Below are 14,712 nucleotides of genomic sequence, written 5' to 3'. Positions count from 1 at the left end.
TCCGCCGGTCAGCGTAGTCCGTAATCGCGGGCGATCCGGCGATACAAGGCGAGGAACTCGTTACCCTCATATTGGCCGCCGACGCCGTAGGTGCGGCGGCGTTGCGCTGCGGGTACGCCGTCGCCAGGCGCCTCGGCCGAATTCAGGCCCTGCGCGATTAGGTTGGGGCGTGGCCCCTCGCCGGCATTGCGGCCACCGCGATCGAAGATCGCTTCCTGATGGCGGGTCGGTTCCCAGATGAAGCTGCCCCAGCCCTGCCCGTTCGGCAGATCGTGGACCAGATCGTTCACATATCGCTTGCGGCTGGAATATTCCGCGACGAGCAGCCCGAGATCGGGATAGCGGCGGCAGAATTCGGTGAAGCTGCGTGCCCAGTCGCCCTCCGCCGCCTGCTGGTAGCAGGACAGGCCGATCGCATCGAACCGCACGTCGCGGGCGCGGAGCGCGTCGGTCCAGTCGCGCAGGATCGGCCAATGCCGGCCGAGGTGATTGTGCAGCACGATCCGGGTCCCCGGCGCGGCCGTGCGTGCCCCGACGATCCCCGCTTTCAGCAACGCCGCGAAGCCATCGAACCCGCCGACCCGACCGGGATCGAGATGCGTCTTGTCCGTCACCGGATTACCGGTCGGCCGGGTCAGCGGCACCCGTCCTTCCGGCCACATCATGCCGAACGTCGTCTCGTTGCCGACGACGACCATGTCCGGGGCCGCCCCCGCCGCGACGAGCGCGGCGACCGTGCGCCGGCTGTACGCCTCGACCGCAGCGGCCAGCGCGATCGGCGACATCGTCGCCCAGGCGGCGGGCTTCACCTGCTTCTGGGGATCGGCCCAGTCGTCGCTGAAGTGCAGGCTCAGCGTGAGATCGAACCCCGCCGCCTTGACCCGCCGCCCCAGCGCCACCGTCCGTTCCAGTCCCGCCCACCGGGCCGCCGGCGCATCGGCGGAATAGCCACCGGCGGCGGCGGGATCGACGAAGGTCCTGACCTTGATCGCGTTGAACCCGATCCGCCGCAGCAGCGCGAGCAGGTCCCACGTCTTCCCCTCGTAACGATAGGTCGCACCCGCCGCCTCGTCTTCCGGCAACCACGATATGTCCGCACCGAGCAGATAGGGGCGCGGTCGCCCGACCGCTGCCCTGGCCCCTGCCACCGACGATGGCAGGGCAAGCCCGGCAACGCTGCCGAGACCGCCCGCCACGAAGCCGCGTCGATCGATCGGTGGGATATGATCAGACATTCCGCTCTCCTTTGTCGCCGATCATGCCCGACGAAAAGGACAGGTCAACTCACCTTTTGAATATCATTATCGAATGTTGATACGCTGCCTCGGTTAGAAGCTGCGTGAGACGGTAAGGCCATAGGTGCGCGGATCGCCCGGCTGGCCAACGATCAGGCCCGTGCTGCCCGACTGAGTGGCGAGCAGTTCGTAATAATCCTTGTTGAACGCGTTGCGCAGCCAGAGGAACGCGTTCCAGCTCCGCTCCGCCCGAAAGCCGAGGCGGAAGTTGGACAGCGCATAGCCCTTGATGTCGGTATAGGCCGACCGCGACGGGTTGGACGAGTACTTGGACCGATAGCTGCCGTCATAGCCAAGGTAGAAGCGGCCATCGAGCCCCGCCACCTGCGCGGGAACGCCATATTCCGCACCGTAGGAGAAGGCCCATTTCGACACGCCGGGCAACCACTGGCCGGAGATGTCGCAATTGTCCGGGCTGGGTCCGGGCGTCCCGGCCGCCGCCGGCCGTTGCCCCGCCGTCAACGCCGTGCCGCCGGACAGTTCGGGCGGGCACGGCGCATCGACGAAGCGGACATATTTCGCGTCGGTGAAGGCGGCGTTGGCGTACAGGTTCAACCGGTCGACCGGGCGGAATGCGCTGTCGATCTCCAGCCCGCGCGTCCGGACCTTGCCGGCATTGGCCAGGTAACCGCGCAGCACACCCACCTGATTGTTGGTGACGGTGGCCTGATAATCCTCGATCTCCGTCCAGAAGCCGGCGAAGTTCACCGTCGCGCGGCGATCGGCGAACTGCGTCTTCAGGCCCAGTTCGAAATGGTTGACCTTTTCGGGCTTCACCCGCGCCACCGACAGCGCGGGGTTGCCGAACCGGTCGTTGGGCAGGCCCGACAGGTTGATGCCACCCGATTTGTAGCTGCGCGCATAGGTGGCGTAATAATGCACATCGTCGGTGATGTCGTAGGCGACGGTAAGGTCGCCCGAGACGTTCCAGTTGTCGAACTGCGGCCGATAGCTTTGCGGCGCCAGCACGCCGCGCTGGTCTGCGGTCAGGTTGGTGCTACCCGCGCCATTGGTGACGACCGATACATAGGAGCCGTCCTTCTTGTCGTAGTTGACGCGCAGGCCCGGCGAGATCGACAGCCGTTCGTCGGGATGCCAGGTCAGCTTGCCGAACACCGCGGCGGACGTGTTGACGAAGCCGATCGTGTTGCGCGCGGTCAGTCCGTTCAGTGTCGCCGGATTGCGCCCGGCCGTGCTGGTCGGGTTGAGCAGGAAGGCGCTGGCCGCCGGACCTTGCACCTGCAGCCCCTGCGTATCGATCGTCTGGCGGAAATAGAACAGGCCACCGACATAATCGATCGCGCGGTCGCCGTTCGATGCGATCCGCAGTTCCTGGCTCACCTGCCGCTGCTGCGACGGGTTGGCGGAAACGGTGGTGACCGGCAACCCGATGAAATCGCGGTCGTTCGACGGATCCCAGTTCCAGAACCGCCACGCGCTGACCGTCGTCAGCGTCGCCCCGCCCAGATCCCAGTTGGCGAGCAGCGACAGCCCGCCCAGTTCCTGTTTCGCGCGCAGGTCAGTATCGACATCGGTCACCCGGTCGAACGCGTTGGTCGATGGCACGGCATAGCCCTGCGCTGCGGCGAGGGCGGCATATTGGCGGATCACCGGCCGCTGCGTCGCGCCGGTACGGGCGTAATATTGCACGCAGCAGTTCGGATTCTGCCGATTATAATCGGCGAACAGCGTCAGATCGAGGCTGGGCGATGCCTTCCACAGGATCTGGTACCGCAGGCTCAGATTGTCCTGGCTGTTCTGATATTCGTCCTGCCGGACGTTGTAGATGGTGCCGCGACGCGTGGTGACCGACGTCGACAGGCGGATCGCCACCTTGTCGTCGACCAGCGGGCCGGAAACAGACGCCTTGCCCTGAAAGAAATCGAGATTGCCACCGGTCAGCTCGACCCGCGCCTCCGGCGTGAAGCTGGGTTTGCGCGTCGTCACGTTGATCGCGCCGGCCGTGGTGTTCTTGCCGTACAGCGTGCCCTGCGGTCCGCGCAGCACCTCGATCCGTTCGGTATCGGTGAAGTCGAACGTCGCCGACGCGATCCGGCTGTAATAGACCTGATCGACATAGATGCCGACGCCCTGCTCGATCCCGTCGTTGGTCAGGCCGAACGGCGCGCCGAGTCCGCGGATATTGGCGGCGGAATTGCGCGGGTTGGTCGAATAGAATTGCAGCGACGGCTGCAATTGCGTCAGCCGGCTGACATTGTAGGTGCCGGTTTCCGCCAGCGCCGTGCCCCCGATCACGGATATCGCGATCGGCACCTTCTGCACCGTCTCGGTCCGCCGGCGCGCGGTGACGACGATGTCGCCCCCCGCCGATGTCGCGGCGGGGCCGCTGCGCCCAGTCGCCTCCGCCTGCTCATCGGCAGCGGGTGGCGAACCGGCCTGCGGCTCCGCAGCGGGCGTGGCGGCCTGCAGGGCCAGCAACAGGACAAGCGTCGACGTCATGAGAAATCCCCTTTCCCCTAAACTCCATCAAATCGGAGGACTTTCAATCGACGTCGCGCTTGGGATCGGCAAAGCCCAGCTTCATGCTGCTCGAACGGGGCGATAAATTTTCTGTCCACCCCCTCTTGAAGCCGGTTCGGCCCTACCCAGATTGCCGACCGCACGGGGCCGAGACCGGACCGTGCGACCGGCGCCGCGCAGTGGTGGGCGCCTTGCTACAACTCGCTCGACAGAGGATTTGACATGCGTATCGACCTGACCCCCTATCGCCGCTCGACGATCGGCTTCGACCGACTGTTCGACCTGCTGGAAACCAATGCCCGCAGTTCCGGCCCGGAAAACTATCCCCCGTTCAATCTCGAACGCCTTGGTGACGATCGCTATCGCATCACGCTGGCCGTGGCCGGTTTTGGCCGCGACGAGATCGAGATCACCGCGCAGCAGAACCTGCTGCTCGTCGTCGGCCGCAAGGATGAAAAGCAGCCGGGCGCGCAGTTCCTGCACGTCGGCATCGCCAACCGCTCGTTCGAGCGCCGCTTCGAGATCGCGGACTTCGTGTTCGTCGAGGATGCGCGGCTCAACGACGGGCTGCTCGTGATCGATCTGGTCCGCGAGGTGCCCGAGGCGATGAAGCCCAAGACCATCGCGATCAAGACCGGCACCCCGCTGGCAGCGGTCGACACCGCCAGTGGCTCGACGATCGACGCCGAAGCGGCATAACCCCGGACACCCCCTCCCCGCACGGGGAGGGGGTTTTGTCTTATACCAGCCGGCTCTGTTTCACGGCGGCGCCGATGAAGCTGGCGAAGAGCGGATGCGGGTCGAACGGCTTGGATTTCAGCTCCGGATGGAACTGCACGCCGACGAACCACGGATGGTCGGGCCGTTCGACGATTTCCGGCAACATCCCGTCCGGCGACATACCGCTGAAGACGAGGCCGCCCGCCTCCAGTGCCTCGCGGTAATGGGTGTTGACCTCGTAGCGATGGCGATGCCGTTCGGAGATCGCGGTGCCGCCATAGATCGAGGCGACCACCGAATTGCCCGTCAGCGTCGCATCATAGGCACCGAGCCGCATCGTGCCGCCCATGTCCCCCTGCTCTTCGCGCTTCTCCAGCCCGTCACGCCCCATCCATTCGGTGATCAGGCCGACCACCGGTTCGTCGGTCGGGCCGAACTCGGTCGATGAGGCATTGGCGATTCCGGCCAGATCGCGCGCACCTTCGATGCATGCCATCTGCATCCCGAAACAGATGCCGAAATACGGCACCTGCCGTTCGCGGGCGAAGCGGACGCTGGCGATCTTGCCCTCTGCGCCGCGCTCGCCGAACGCACCGGGGACCAGGATCGCGTGGCACGGCTCCAGATGCGCGGCGATCGCCGCCTGATCGTCGCCCTCGAACAGTTCGGCGTCGATCCACCGGACGTTCACCTTCACGCGGTTGGCGATCCCGCCATGGACCAGCGCCTCGTTCAGCGACTTGTAGGCATCCTGCAGCCCGACATATTTGCCGACCACGCCGACCGTCACCTCACCCTCCGGGTTGAACAGCCGGTCGACGATCTCGGACCAGCGCGACAGGTCGGGGGCGGCGCCGGGTTCGATCCCGAACGCGCGCAGCACCTCCTCGTCCAAGCCTTCGGCGTGATATTGCAGCGGCACCGCATAGATGCTCTTCGCATCCAGCGCCGGGATGACGGCGGAGGCGGGCACGTTGCAGAACAGCGCGATCTTGGCGCGTTCCGACGGCGGCAGCGGCTGTTCACAACGGCATACCAGCACATCCGGCGCGACGCCCAGCGCGGCGATCTCCCGCACCGAATGCTGCGTCGGCTTGGTCTTCAGTTCCCCCGCCGCCGCGATATAAGGCACCAGCGTGACGTGGATCGAGATCGACTGGCCCCGGCCGAGTTCGTTCTTCAACTGGCGGATCGATTCGATGAAGGGCAGCGACTCGATATCGCCCACCGTGCCGCCGATCTCGCACAGTACGAAATCGAGGTCGTCGACATCGGCCCGCGCGAACGCCTTGATCGCGTCGGTCACGTGCGGGATCACCTGCACGGTCGCGCCCAGATAGTCGCCGCGCCGTTCCCGCGTGATGACCTGATGATAGATCCGGCCGGAGGTGACGTTGTCCGACTGGTGCGCCGCGACGCCGGTGAACCTCTCGTAATGACCCAGGTCGAGATCGGTTTCGGCCCCGTCGTCGGTCACATAGACCTCGCCGTGCTGATAGGGACTCATCGTGCCCGGATCGACGTTCAGATAGGGATCGAACTTCCGGATCCGGACCTTGTAGCCGCGCGCCTGCAACAGCGCCGCGAGGGAGGCCGCCATGAGGCCCTTGCCGAGCGACGAGACCACGCCCCCGGTGATGAATATGTACCGTGCCATGGGAGGAATCGCCTAGCGTGGATAGGGCACGCGCGACAAGCACCCGCGACCGGCGCAGGTGCCTTTAACGCGGCGAATGGAACTTAATTGGCGAGCGGAACCGACGAATTGTCGGCCGGGCTGCCCGGCCCGACCTGCACCGGCTTGCCGGCGCCGGTGGTGACGGTGCCGTCAGCCGGCGTGTTGGGGACGGCGTTGTTCTGCGGCGCGGGCGCGGTCTGCGGCGCGGGCGTGCGCGCCAGCGAGGTATCGATCGACTCGACCTTGCGCGTCGCGGCATAGACCGCCAGCACGATCGAGAAGACGACGAAGATGCTCGCCAGTACCGACGTCGCCCGGCTGAGGAAGTTGGCGGCGCCGCGTGCGGACATCAGGCCGGAGGGGCTGCCGCCCATGCCGAGCCCGCCACCCTCGGATCGCTGCATCAGGATCACCGTCACCAGGGCAGCGGCGACGATGGCGTGGACGACGAGCAGGAAGGCAAACATGGGCCGGGGGTGATCCAGAATTTCGGGGAGAGCCAGCCGCGGCACATAGGCGAGTGGACGGCGGCGATCAACCTTCCGGACGCCGCCGCGCATCGGGGTTACATCCGCCACCCTGCCGCCCCGCCGCGAAGATACAGGTTAACGCCATCCCGAAAAGCCGGGGGACGGCGGGAAACCTGCTGCGGTCAAGGCGTTATGACTGCGAAACGACGCCCGAACCGCCGGGCGCCGCAACGGACGAACCAAGGATCGGAAGCCAGCCCCGTGCCCGCACACGACCCCCATGCCCTGTCCAGCTGGATGAGCGCCCTCGTCGATTACGTCAGATCCGGTGAACCCGATCTGACCAACCGGCAGATGGCGCTGCTGCTGCTCGTATACCTCAAGCCCGGCCCCCATACCGTGCGCGGTCTGGCGCGTGCGCTGAACGTATCGAAGCCCGTCGTCACGCGCGCCTTGAACAGGCTGGGTACGCTCGGCTATCTGCGTCGGCAACGCGACGACAGCGATAAGCGCAACATCTTCGTCGCGCGTACTTCCGAAGGGGCAGATTTTCTTGAAGAGTTCGGGCAATTCATCGGCGATGGCGACGCCCCTGCCCCCGGCCCCCACCCCGGCAACCGCCTCAGCCACGCCGTCGCGTAAGGCGTTCGCGCTGACCGGACGATCCATCGTCTTCGATCCGTCGACCCATGCGGTCCGGTCCGATCTGGCCGACGTCCGGCTCGCCGACCAGGTCTTCGCGCCGCATTATGCCGCCCCGATGCCCCGGCGGATCGCCACTGCGGTCGACCTGCGCGTGGCGCGCGATCCGGGATCGGCCGTCCTTGCGACACTGGCGGCCGGCGACCTGTTCGAGGTGCTCGACCTGATCGGCGAGGCGGCGTGGGGCGTGGCCCCCGCGTTGACGCTGGTCGGCTATATCCCCGCCGCCAGTCTGGCCGCGGCCGATGCGACGTTGCCGGCATGACCGTCTCGATCTTCATCGACGGCGCCGCCGGCACCACCGGGCTGGAAATCCGCGATCGTATCGCCGGCCGTGACGGGATCGCCGTAATCGCGATCGACGAGGCGCGCCGCAAGGACGCGACCGCGCGGAGCGAGGCGCTCAACGACGCCGACATCGTCATCCTTTGCCTGCCCGACGATGCCGCGCGGGAAGCGGTGGCGCTGATCCGCAATCCCGCCACCCGCGTCATCGATGCATCCAGCGCCCACCGGGTCGCCGATGGCTGGACCTATGGCCTGCCAGAACTGGAACCGGAACAGGCAGCCCGGATCGCTGAGGCCCGGTTCGTCAGCAATCCCGGTTGCTGGCCGAGCGGCTTCCTGGCGCTGGTGCGCCCTTTGGTCCGGGCCGGGCTGGTGCCTGCGGACTGGCCACTCGTCTATTCGGGTGCCTCCGGCTATTCGGGCGGCGGCAAGGCGATGATCGCCGAGTTCGAGGGCGGCGGGACCGCCACCGGCTTCCGCGCATACGGGCTTGGCCTGTCGCACAAGCATCTGGCGGAAATGCGGACGCATGGCGGCCTTGCCCAGCCGCCGATCTTTCTGCCCGCGGTCGCCAATGTGTATCGCGGGATGCTGGGGGAAATCGGGCTGGCGCTTCATGCCTTGCCCGGCCGGCCGACCCTGGCGGCGGTGGAGGATGTGCTGCGCGAGGCGTACCGGGATACCCCCGTCGTCCGCGTCGCCGCGACGGACGACATCGCCGCGGTGCGGATCGAGGAGGATGCCGCCAGCGATCGCATGACGCTGCGGGTCTTCGGCAATCCGGACAACGGGCAGGCACGGCTGATCGCCACCTATGACAATCTGGGCAAGGGTGCGGCGGGTGCGGCGGTGCAGAACCTGAACATCATGGCCGGGCTCGATCCCGTCGCCGGCCTGACGCTCTAAATTGAAGAAGGAAGCCTGATGCAGCGCACACCGGTAGGCAAGCTGCTCCTGTTCGGAGCGACCGGCGACCTCGCACAGCGGATGCTGCTGCCATCGCTCTACGGTCTTCATGCGGACGGCCTGTTGCCGGAAGGGCTGACGATCACGGGTTCGGCGCGCAGCGACATGGACGACGCCGGTTACCGCGAGTTCGCCGGGAAGGCCCTCGACGAGTTCCTGACAGAGGACCGCCGCGACGAAGGCGCACTGGCCGGTTTCCTCGACCGCCTGTTCTATCAGTCGGTCGACCTGTCCAACCCCGACACCTTCCCCGCATTGGCCGAAAAGCTGGGTGACGTGTCGGGTGGTCTGGCCATCTATCTGTCCACCGCACCCTCGCTGTTCGAGGCGGCGATCACCGGGCTGGCACAGGTCGGGCTGGCGGGTGAGACGGTGCGGATCGGGCTGGAGAAACCGCTCGGCTATGACCTAGCGTCCAGCCAGGAGATCAACGACGCGGTCGCGGTCGCCTTTCCGGAGGAGCGGACGTACCGGATCGACCATTATCTGGGCAAGGAAACGGTCCAGAACATCCTGGCGCTGCGTTTCGGCAATTCGTTCTTCGAACCCGTCTGGAACGCGCGCGGCATCGACAACGTCCAGATCACGATCGCCGAGACGGTCGGGCTGGAGGAACGCGCCGGCTATTACGAGACTGCGGGCGCGATGCGCGACATGGTGCAGAACCATATCCTGCAACTGCTGGCGCTGGTCGCGATGGAGCCGCCCGCCAAGTTCGACGGCAACGACGTGCGCGACGAGAAGAGCAAGGTGTTCCGTTCCCTGCGCATCATGAAGCCCGAGGAAGTGCCCCAGAACGTCGTGACCGGCCAATATGGCGACGGCGCCGTGAAGGGCGAGTTCGTCAAGAGCTATGCCGACGAACTGGGCAAGCCATCGTCGACCGAAACGTTCGTCGCGATCAAGGCGCATATCGACAACTGGCGGTGGCAGGGCGTGCCCTTCTACCTGCGCACCGGCAAACGCATGGCGACGCGCCGGTCGGAGATCGCGATCCAGTTCAAGGCGGTGCCGCATTCGATGTTCGCGGGGCGCGGCGGGCTGCTCCAGCCCAACATGCTCATCATCCGGTTGCAGCCGGAAGAATATGTCCAGCTGCTGGTGATGGCGAAGGAACCCGGCCTCGACCGCGACGGCGTGCGCCTGCGCGAGGTGCCGCTCAACCTGTCGATGGACGCCGAATTCGCCGGCAGCCGCCGCCGCATCGCCTATGAGCGCCTGCTGCTCGACCTGATCGAGGGCGACCAGACGCTGTTCGTGCGCCGCGACGAGGTGGAGGCGCAGTGGCGCTTCATCGATGCCATCCGCGCCGGCTGGACCGCGAACGACCAGAAGCCGAAACATTATCCGTCCGGCTCATGGGGGCCGTCCGCGGCGATCGGCCTGACCGAACGCGGCGGCGTGACCTGGCAGGACGACTGATCGTCGCGCACCCCGCTCGTCGGGCGGGAGCGCGCTTCATACATATCCATCACGACTACCCATGGGCGCCCGCCCGGTCTATCCACGGGTGCGTCGCCCGTTTCTTTCAGCGACACGAAGGCACGACATGACCGAGATCGAATGGTGGGAATATGACGACGCCGGCGAGCTGGCCGATGCGATCGCCGGCGACATCCAGTTCGTCATCGAAAGCGCACTGGACGCCCGCGGCTCCGCGGTGATCGCGCTGGCGGGGGGCAAGACGCCCTTCCCCGCCTATGAGAAGCTGGCCAAGGCCAAGCTCGACTGGAAGAAGGTGACGATCATCCCGACCGACGAGCGGATCGTGCCGCTCGGCGATCCGCTGTCGAACGTCACCGCGCTCGCCAAGATCTTCCTGCCCAAGGGGGCGCGGGTGATGCCGATCGTGCCGGAGGCGACGGCCGATCACAAGGCCGCCGGCCGTTCCGCCGATGCGCTGATGCAGGATCTTCACTGGCCGCTCGATTTCTGCCTGCTGGGCGTGGGCGGCGACGGGCACACCGCGTCGATCTTCCCCGGCCCCGATTTCGACGAGGCGATGAACGGCCCCAAGGAACGCCGCGCCCTGGGCGTGATGCCCGATCCGCTGCCGCCCGAGGCGCCGGTCGCGCGCGTCACGCTGTCGCGTGCCGCCATCGCCTCCACCCGCGCGCTGATGATCGCCGTCACCGGCGACGCCAAGCGCAAGGTGCTGGAACAGGCGATCGCGGAGGGGCCGTCCTCCCCCTACCCGATCGGCCGCGTGCTGGCCGACGTCGAACTGCCCATCGATATCCACTGGAGCGCCTGAATGATGAAGGATGCCGTCGCCGCCGTCACCGACCGGATCATCGCCCGGTCGCGTGACAGCCGGCGCGCCTATCTCGACCTGATCGAGCGGGAGCGGGACAACGGCATCCGCCGGCCGCAGCTCGGCTGTGCCAACCTCGCCCATGCCTATGCCGGCACGGACGAGGACCGGGATGCGATGAAGGCCGATCGCGGCATGAACATCGGCATCGTCACCGCCTATAACGACATGCTGTCGGCGCACGCGGTCTATTATCGCTATCCCGAACTGATGAAGGTCTGGGCGCGCGAGGCTGGTGCCACTGCACAGGTGGCGGGCGGCGTGCCCGCGATGTGCGACGGCGTGACGCAGGGTTATCCCGGCATGGAACTGTCGCTGTTCAGCCGCGACACGATCGCGCTGTCGACCGCGGTCGGCCTGTCCCACGGCACGTTCGAGGGTGCGGCCCTGCTGGGCATCTGCGACAAGATCGTGCCGGGCCTGCTGATGGGCGCGCTGCGCTTCGGCCATCTGCCGACCATCCTGATCCCCGGCGGCCCGATGCCGACCGGCCTGCCCAACAAGGCCAAGGCGGCGGTTCGCGAACGTTATGCGGTGGGCGATGCCAGCCGCGACGAATTGCTGGATGCGGAAATCCAGGCCTATCACGGCAAGGGGACCTGCACCTTCTACGGCACCGCCAACACCAACCAGATGATGATGGAGGTGATGGGCCTGCACATTCCCGGTGCCGCCTTCGTCAATCCCGGCACCAAGCTGCGCCAGGAACTGACCCGCGCCGCCGTCCACCGGCTGGCGGCGATCGGCATGCGGGGCGACGACTACCGGCCATTGGGCTGGTGCGTCGACGAACGCGCGATCGTCAACGCGGCGGTCGGGCTGCTGGCGACGGGTGGTTCGACCAACCACCTGCTCCACGTACCCGCCATCGCGCGTGCGGCGGGCATCGTGATCGACTGGGAGGATTTCGATCGCCTCTCGGCGGCGGTGCCGCTGATCGCGCGCGTCTATCCCAACGGATCGGCGGACGTGAACGGGTTCGAGGCGGCGGGCGGCATGCCCTATGTCATCCGCGAACTCCTCGGCGAGGGGTTGCTCCACGGCGACATCATGACCATCGCGTCGGGCGGCATGGTCGCCTATGCCGGCAAACCGGTGATCGATGGCGATACGGTGCACTGGGTCGATCCCGGCGTCAGCGGCGACGACACGATCCTGCGCCCGGCGGCGGCACCGTTTTCCCCCGATGGCGGTATGCGCATCCTGGCGGGCAATATCGGCCGTGCGTGCATCAAGGTATCCGCCGTCGAGCGCGACCGCTGGGTCGTCGAGGCGCCGGCCCGCGTGTTTCACGACCAGCTCGACGTGCTGGAGGCGTTCAAGGCCGGCGAGCTGGAGCAGGACGTCGTCGTCGTCGTCCGCTTCCAGGGGCCGCGCGCCAACGGCATGCCGGAACTCCACAAGCTGACGCCGCCGCTCGGCGTCCTCCAGAATCGTGGCTTCCGGGTCGCGCTGGTGACGGACGGGCGGATGTCGGGTGCCAGCGGCAAGGTGCCCTGCGCGATCCATTGCTCGCCGGAGGCGCTGCTGGGCGGCGCGATCGGCCGCATCCGGGACGGCGACCTGATCCGCGTCGATGCGGTGGCGGGTACCGTCGATGCGCGGGTCGATGCGGACGAATGGGCCGCGCGCGAACAGGCCGTCGCCCCGCCCGCCGCCACCGGCATGGGTCGCGAACTGTTCGGCATGTTCCGGTCGCTGGCCGACGAAGCCGAAAAGGGTGCATCCGCCGTGCTGGCGGGCGCGGGCCTGTAATCCCCTTTCCCCGTCGGGGGAGAGGGCCGGCAGGAGGGGCGGTGGAAAGATGGTGAGCGATACTCCCCTTTCCCCGCTCCTCCTCCCCAAAGCGGAGAGGAAGTAGGATGCAGGTCGTCGCAGTCGATATCGGGGGCACCCATGCCCGCTTCGCCATCGCCGAGGTGGAGGGCGGCCATGTCGTCTCGCTTGGCGAGGTCTGCACGCAGAAGACCGCCGAGCACGCCTCGCTCCAGACCGCGTGGCAGGCATTCGAGGCGCAAGCTGCCGGCCCCCTGCCGCGTGCCGCCGCGCTGTCGGTCGCCTCGCCGATCACCGGTGACGTGATCCGGCTGACCAACAACCCCTGGGTCATCCGCCCCTCGCTGATCCCGGAGCGGCTGAACGCCGAAACCTATACGATCATCAACGACTTCGGGGCGGTCGGCCATGCCGTCGCACAATTGCCCGATGCGGATTTCGTCCATCTCTGCGGGCCGGACGTGCCCTTGCCGACCAAGGGCATCACCACCGTCTGCGGCCCCGGCACCGGGCTGGGCGTGGCGCAGGTGCTGAAGGCCGATGGCGGTTATCACGTCCTGTCCACCGAAGGCGGCCATATGGATTACGCGCCGCTCGACGGGATCGAGGACACGATCCTGCGTCGCCTGCGCAAGACCTTCACCCGCGTCTCCGCCGAGCGCGTCGTCGCCGGCCCCGGCATCGTCGCGATCTACGAGACGCTGGCCGAGATGGAGGGCCGCCCGGTCCCCAGCCGCGACGACAAGACGATCTGGCAGGAGGCGCTGGAGGGCACCGATTCGATCGCGCTCGCCGCGCTCGACCGTTTCTGCCTCGCGCTGGGCGCCGTCGCGGGCGATCTGGCGCTGGCGCATGGCGCGAAGGGCGTGGTGATCGCCGGCGGCCTGGGTCTGCGCATCAAGGACCGGCTGCTGCGCTCCGGCTTCGACCAGCGCTTCGTCGCCAAGGGCCGGTTCCAGTCGATGATGGCCGCCATGCCCGTCAAGCTCATCACCCATCCGCAGCCCGGCCTGTTCGGCGCGGCTGCCGCCTTTGCCCAGGAGCATTCCAGATGACCGATATCCTCACCATCATGCGCACCAGCGCCGTCATCCCCGTGCTGGTGATCGACGACGCCACCACCGCCCGCCCGCTGGCCGAGGCGCTGGTCGCCGGCGGCCTGCGCGTGCTGGAGGTGACGATGCGCACCCCCGCCGCGCTCGACGCGATCGCCGAGATGAAGAAGGTGGAGGGCGCGATCGTCGGCGCCGGCACCGTCGTGTCGCAGGGCCAGTTCGAACAGGTGATGGCTGCGGGCGCCGAATTCATCGTTTCCCCCGGCCTGTCGCAGGGCCTGGGCGAGACGATCGTGAAGTCCGGCGTCCCCTTCCTCCCCGGCGTCGCCACGGCGGGCGACATCATGCGCGGGCTGGACATGGGGCTGACCGCGTTCAAGTTCTTCCCCGCCGAAACCTCGGGCGGGATCAAGGCGCTGAAGGCGCTCGCCGCCCCCTTCTACCAGTGCCGCTTCTGCCCCACCGGCGGCATCACCGAAGCAAGCGCGCGCGACTGGCTGGCGGTGGAACCGGTCGAATGCGTCGGCGGCAGCTGGGTGACCGGCGGCACGCTGGCCGAGATCGAGGCGAAGGCACGGGCCGCGGCGGCGTTGCGGGGGTAAGCCCGGATATCTGCGTTGCGGGGCGTCCAGGCGGGTAGCGCCGTCTGGACGACAGCCACGGCTGGACATGCCGCCCGTACGACCAACCGGTAGTTTATCGGGGTCGAGACGATCGGAAAGTCACGAAAGTCACGGGAAACGCCCTGTCGGTGGACTTTCCATGCAGCGTGTTGCGGTGGCGAACAGCGACCGATGCGGCACCTGACGTCGGTGCGCTGGCAACGGGATCGACCATGGAAAATAGCGGCACCGATCCATGCCAGAACAGGCTGGTGTAGGACAGTACCGCTTGGTTTGATAGTCGACGTGCCGTTTGTGCCCAGAAAAGGATTTTACGGCTGACACCAAAAATGGCCGATTTCTGG

The 14,712-nt window shown here is 67.1% G+C and carries 13 protein-coding genes; 9 read left to right on the top strand and 4 right to left on the bottom strand.

Annotation, left to right across the window (positions count from 1 at the left end; translation table 11 throughout):
• Positions 1-8 precede the first annotated feature (8 nt).
• Both IFT82_RS04090 and IFT82_RS04085 read right to left on the bottom strand, forming a co-directional pair.
• Positions 9-1,235 (bottom strand): glycosyl hydrolase 53 family protein, encoded by a 1,227-nt coding sequence (locus IFT82_RS04090; RefSeq protein ID WP_192124778.1) that lies wholly within the window; start codon positions 1,233-1,235, stop codon positions 9-11.
• Between the two features lie 93 nt (positions 1,236-1,328).
• Positions 1,329-3,755: a TonB-dependent receptor gene (locus IFT82_RS04085; RefSeq protein ID WP_192124776.1), complete on the bottom strand. Its 2,427-nt coding sequence runs from the start codon at positions 3,753-3,755 to the stop codon at positions 1,329-1,331.
• A gap of 243 nt (positions 3,756-3,998) precedes the next feature.
• Between IFT82_RS04085 and IFT82_RS04080 the strand changes: the two genes are divergently transcribed.
• Complete coding sequence (locus tag IFT82_RS04080; RefSeq protein WP_192124773.1) at positions 3,999-4,475, top strand: Hsp20 family protein; 477 nt, start codon at positions 3,999-4,001, stop codon at positions 4,473-4,475.
• Positions 4,476-4,515: 40 nt separating this feature from the next.
• Here the strand turns inward: IFT82_RS04080 and IFT82_RS04075 are convergent, their stop codons facing one another.
• Together IFT82_RS04075 and secG are read right to left on the bottom strand one after the other, a co-directional pair.
• The gene (locus IFT82_RS04075; protein ID WP_192124771.1) at positions 4,516-6,153 is read right to left on the bottom strand and encodes a CTP synthase; all 1,638 of its coding nucleotides are present in this window, start codon (positions 6,151-6,153) and stop codon (positions 4,516-4,518) included.
• An 83-nt stretch (positions 6,154-6,236) separates the two neighbouring features.
• Positions 6,237-6,641, bottom strand: a complete 405-nt coding sequence (gene secG, locus IFT82_RS04070; RefSeq protein WP_192125094.1) for a preprotein translocase subunit SecG — start codon at positions 6,639-6,641, stop codon at positions 6,237-6,239.
• Between the two features lie 300 nt (positions 6,642-6,941).
• On the opposite strand from secG, the gene IFT82_RS04065 reads away from it, so the two are divergent.
• The 8 genes from IFT82_RS04065 to eda all read left to right on the top strand — a co-directional run bounded on the left by IFT82_RS04065 (position 6,942) and on the right by eda (position 14,347).
• Positions 6,942-7,286, top strand: coding sequence for a MarR family transcriptional regulator (locus IFT82_RS04065; protein WP_192125092.1), 345 nt, complete (start codon positions 6,942-6,944; stop codon positions 7,284-7,286).
• Positions 7,225-7,611: an SH3 domain-containing protein gene (locus tag IFT82_RS04060; RefSeq protein WP_342355039.1), complete on the top strand. Its 387-nt coding sequence runs from the start codon at positions 7,225-7,227 to the stop codon at positions 7,609-7,611. Before IFT82_RS04065 ends, IFT82_RS04060 begins: the two co-directional genes overlap by 62 nt.
• Positions 7,608-8,540 carry an N-acetyl-gamma-glutamyl-phosphate reductase gene (gene argC / locus IFT82_RS04055; protein ID WP_192124769.1) on the top strand — a complete coding sequence of 311 codons (933 nt, stop codon included), beginning with the start codon at positions 7,608-7,610 and terminating at the stop codon, positions 8,538-8,540. The genes IFT82_RS04060 and argC overlap by 4 nt, the downstream gene beginning before the upstream one ends.
• Positions 8,541-8,558: 18 nt before the next feature.
• Complete coding sequence (gene zwf / locus IFT82_RS04050) at positions 8,559-10,022, top strand: glucose-6-phosphate dehydrogenase (protein WP_192124767.1); 1,464 nt, start codon at positions 8,559-8,561, stop codon at positions 10,020-10,022.
• A 127-nt stretch (positions 10,023-10,149) separates the two neighbouring features.
• Positions 10,150-10,854, top strand: coding sequence for a 6-phosphogluconolactonase (gene pgl, locus IFT82_RS04045; protein WP_192124765.1), 705 nt, complete (start codon positions 10,150-10,152; stop codon positions 10,852-10,854).
• Between the two features lie 3 nt (positions 10,855-10,857).
• Positions 10,858-12,669, top strand: a complete 1,812-nt coding sequence (edd, locus tag IFT82_RS04040) for a phosphogluconate dehydratase (RefSeq protein ID WP_192125088.1) — start codon at positions 10,858-10,860, stop codon at positions 12,667-12,669.
• A gap of 107 nt (positions 12,670-12,776) precedes the next feature.
• Complete coding sequence (glk, locus tag IFT82_RS04035; protein ID WP_192124763.1) at positions 12,777-13,745, top strand: glucokinase; 969 nt, start codon at positions 12,777-12,779, stop codon at positions 13,743-13,745.
• Positions 13,742-14,347, top strand: coding sequence for a bifunctional 4-hydroxy-2-oxoglutarate aldolase/2-dehydro-3-deoxy-phosphogluconate aldolase (eda, locus tag IFT82_RS04030; protein WP_192124761.1), 606 nt, complete (start codon positions 13,742-13,744; stop codon positions 14,345-14,347). The genes glk and eda overlap by 4 nt, the downstream gene beginning before the upstream one ends.
• Positions 14,348-14,712 lie beyond the last annotated feature (365 nt).

The organism is Sphingomonas sp. CFBP 8760, assembly GCF_014841615.1.
Classification (GTDB): domain Bacteria; phylum Pseudomonadota; class Alphaproteobacteria; order Sphingomonadales; family Sphingomonadaceae; genus Sphingomonas.
Note: the sequence above shows the minus strand (reverse complement) of the source record. Positions and strands in the feature narration are given on the sequence as shown.

Coding starts and splice junctions, on each gene's coding strand:
- IFT82_RS04090 (WP_192124778.1), bottom strand. CDS start 1,235: ATGTCTGATCATATCCCACCGATCGATCGACGCGGCTTCGTGGCGGGC.
- zwf (WP_192124767.1), top strand. CDS start 8,559: ATGCAGCGCACACCGGTAGGCAAGCTGCTCCTGTTCGGAGCGACCGGC.
- glk (WP_192124763.1), top strand. CDS start 12,777: ATGCAGGTCGTCGCAGTCGATATCGGGGGCACCCATGCCCGCTTCGCC.
- edd (WP_192125088.1), top strand. CDS start 10,858: ATGAAGGATGCCGTCGCCGCCGTCACCGACCGGATCATCGCCCGGTCG.
- IFT82_RS04075 (WP_192124771.1), bottom strand. CDS start 6,153: ATGGCACGGTACATATTCATCACCGGGGGCGTGGTCTCGTCGCTCGGC.
- secG (WP_192125094.1), bottom strand. CDS start 6,641: ATGTTTGCCTTCCTGCTCGTCGTCCACGCCATCGTCGCCGCTGCCCTG.
- IFT82_RS04080 (WP_192124773.1), top strand. CDS start 3,999: ATGCGTATCGACCTGACCCCCTATCGCCGCTCGACGATCGGCTTCGAC.
- eda (WP_192124761.1), top strand. CDS start 13,742: ATGACCGATATCCTCACCATCATGCGCACCAGCGCCGTCATCCCCGTG.
- IFT82_RS04065 (WP_192125092.1), top strand. CDS start 6,942: ATGAGCGCCCTCGTCGATTACGTCAGATCCGGTGAACCCGATCTGACC.
- IFT82_RS04060 (WP_342355039.1), top strand. CDS start 7,225: ATGGCGACGCCCCTGCCCCCGGCCCCCACCCCGGCAACCGCCTCAGCC.
- IFT82_RS04085 (WP_192124776.1), bottom strand. CDS start 3,755: ATGACGTCGACGCTTGTCCTGTTGCTGGCCCTGCAGGCCGCCACGCCC.
- argC (WP_192124769.1), top strand. CDS start 7,608: ATGACCGTCTCGATCTTCATCGACGGCGCCGCCGGCACCACCGGGCTG.
- pgl (WP_192124765.1), top strand. CDS start 10,150: ATGACCGAGATCGAATGGTGGGAATATGACGACGCCGGCGAGCTGGCC.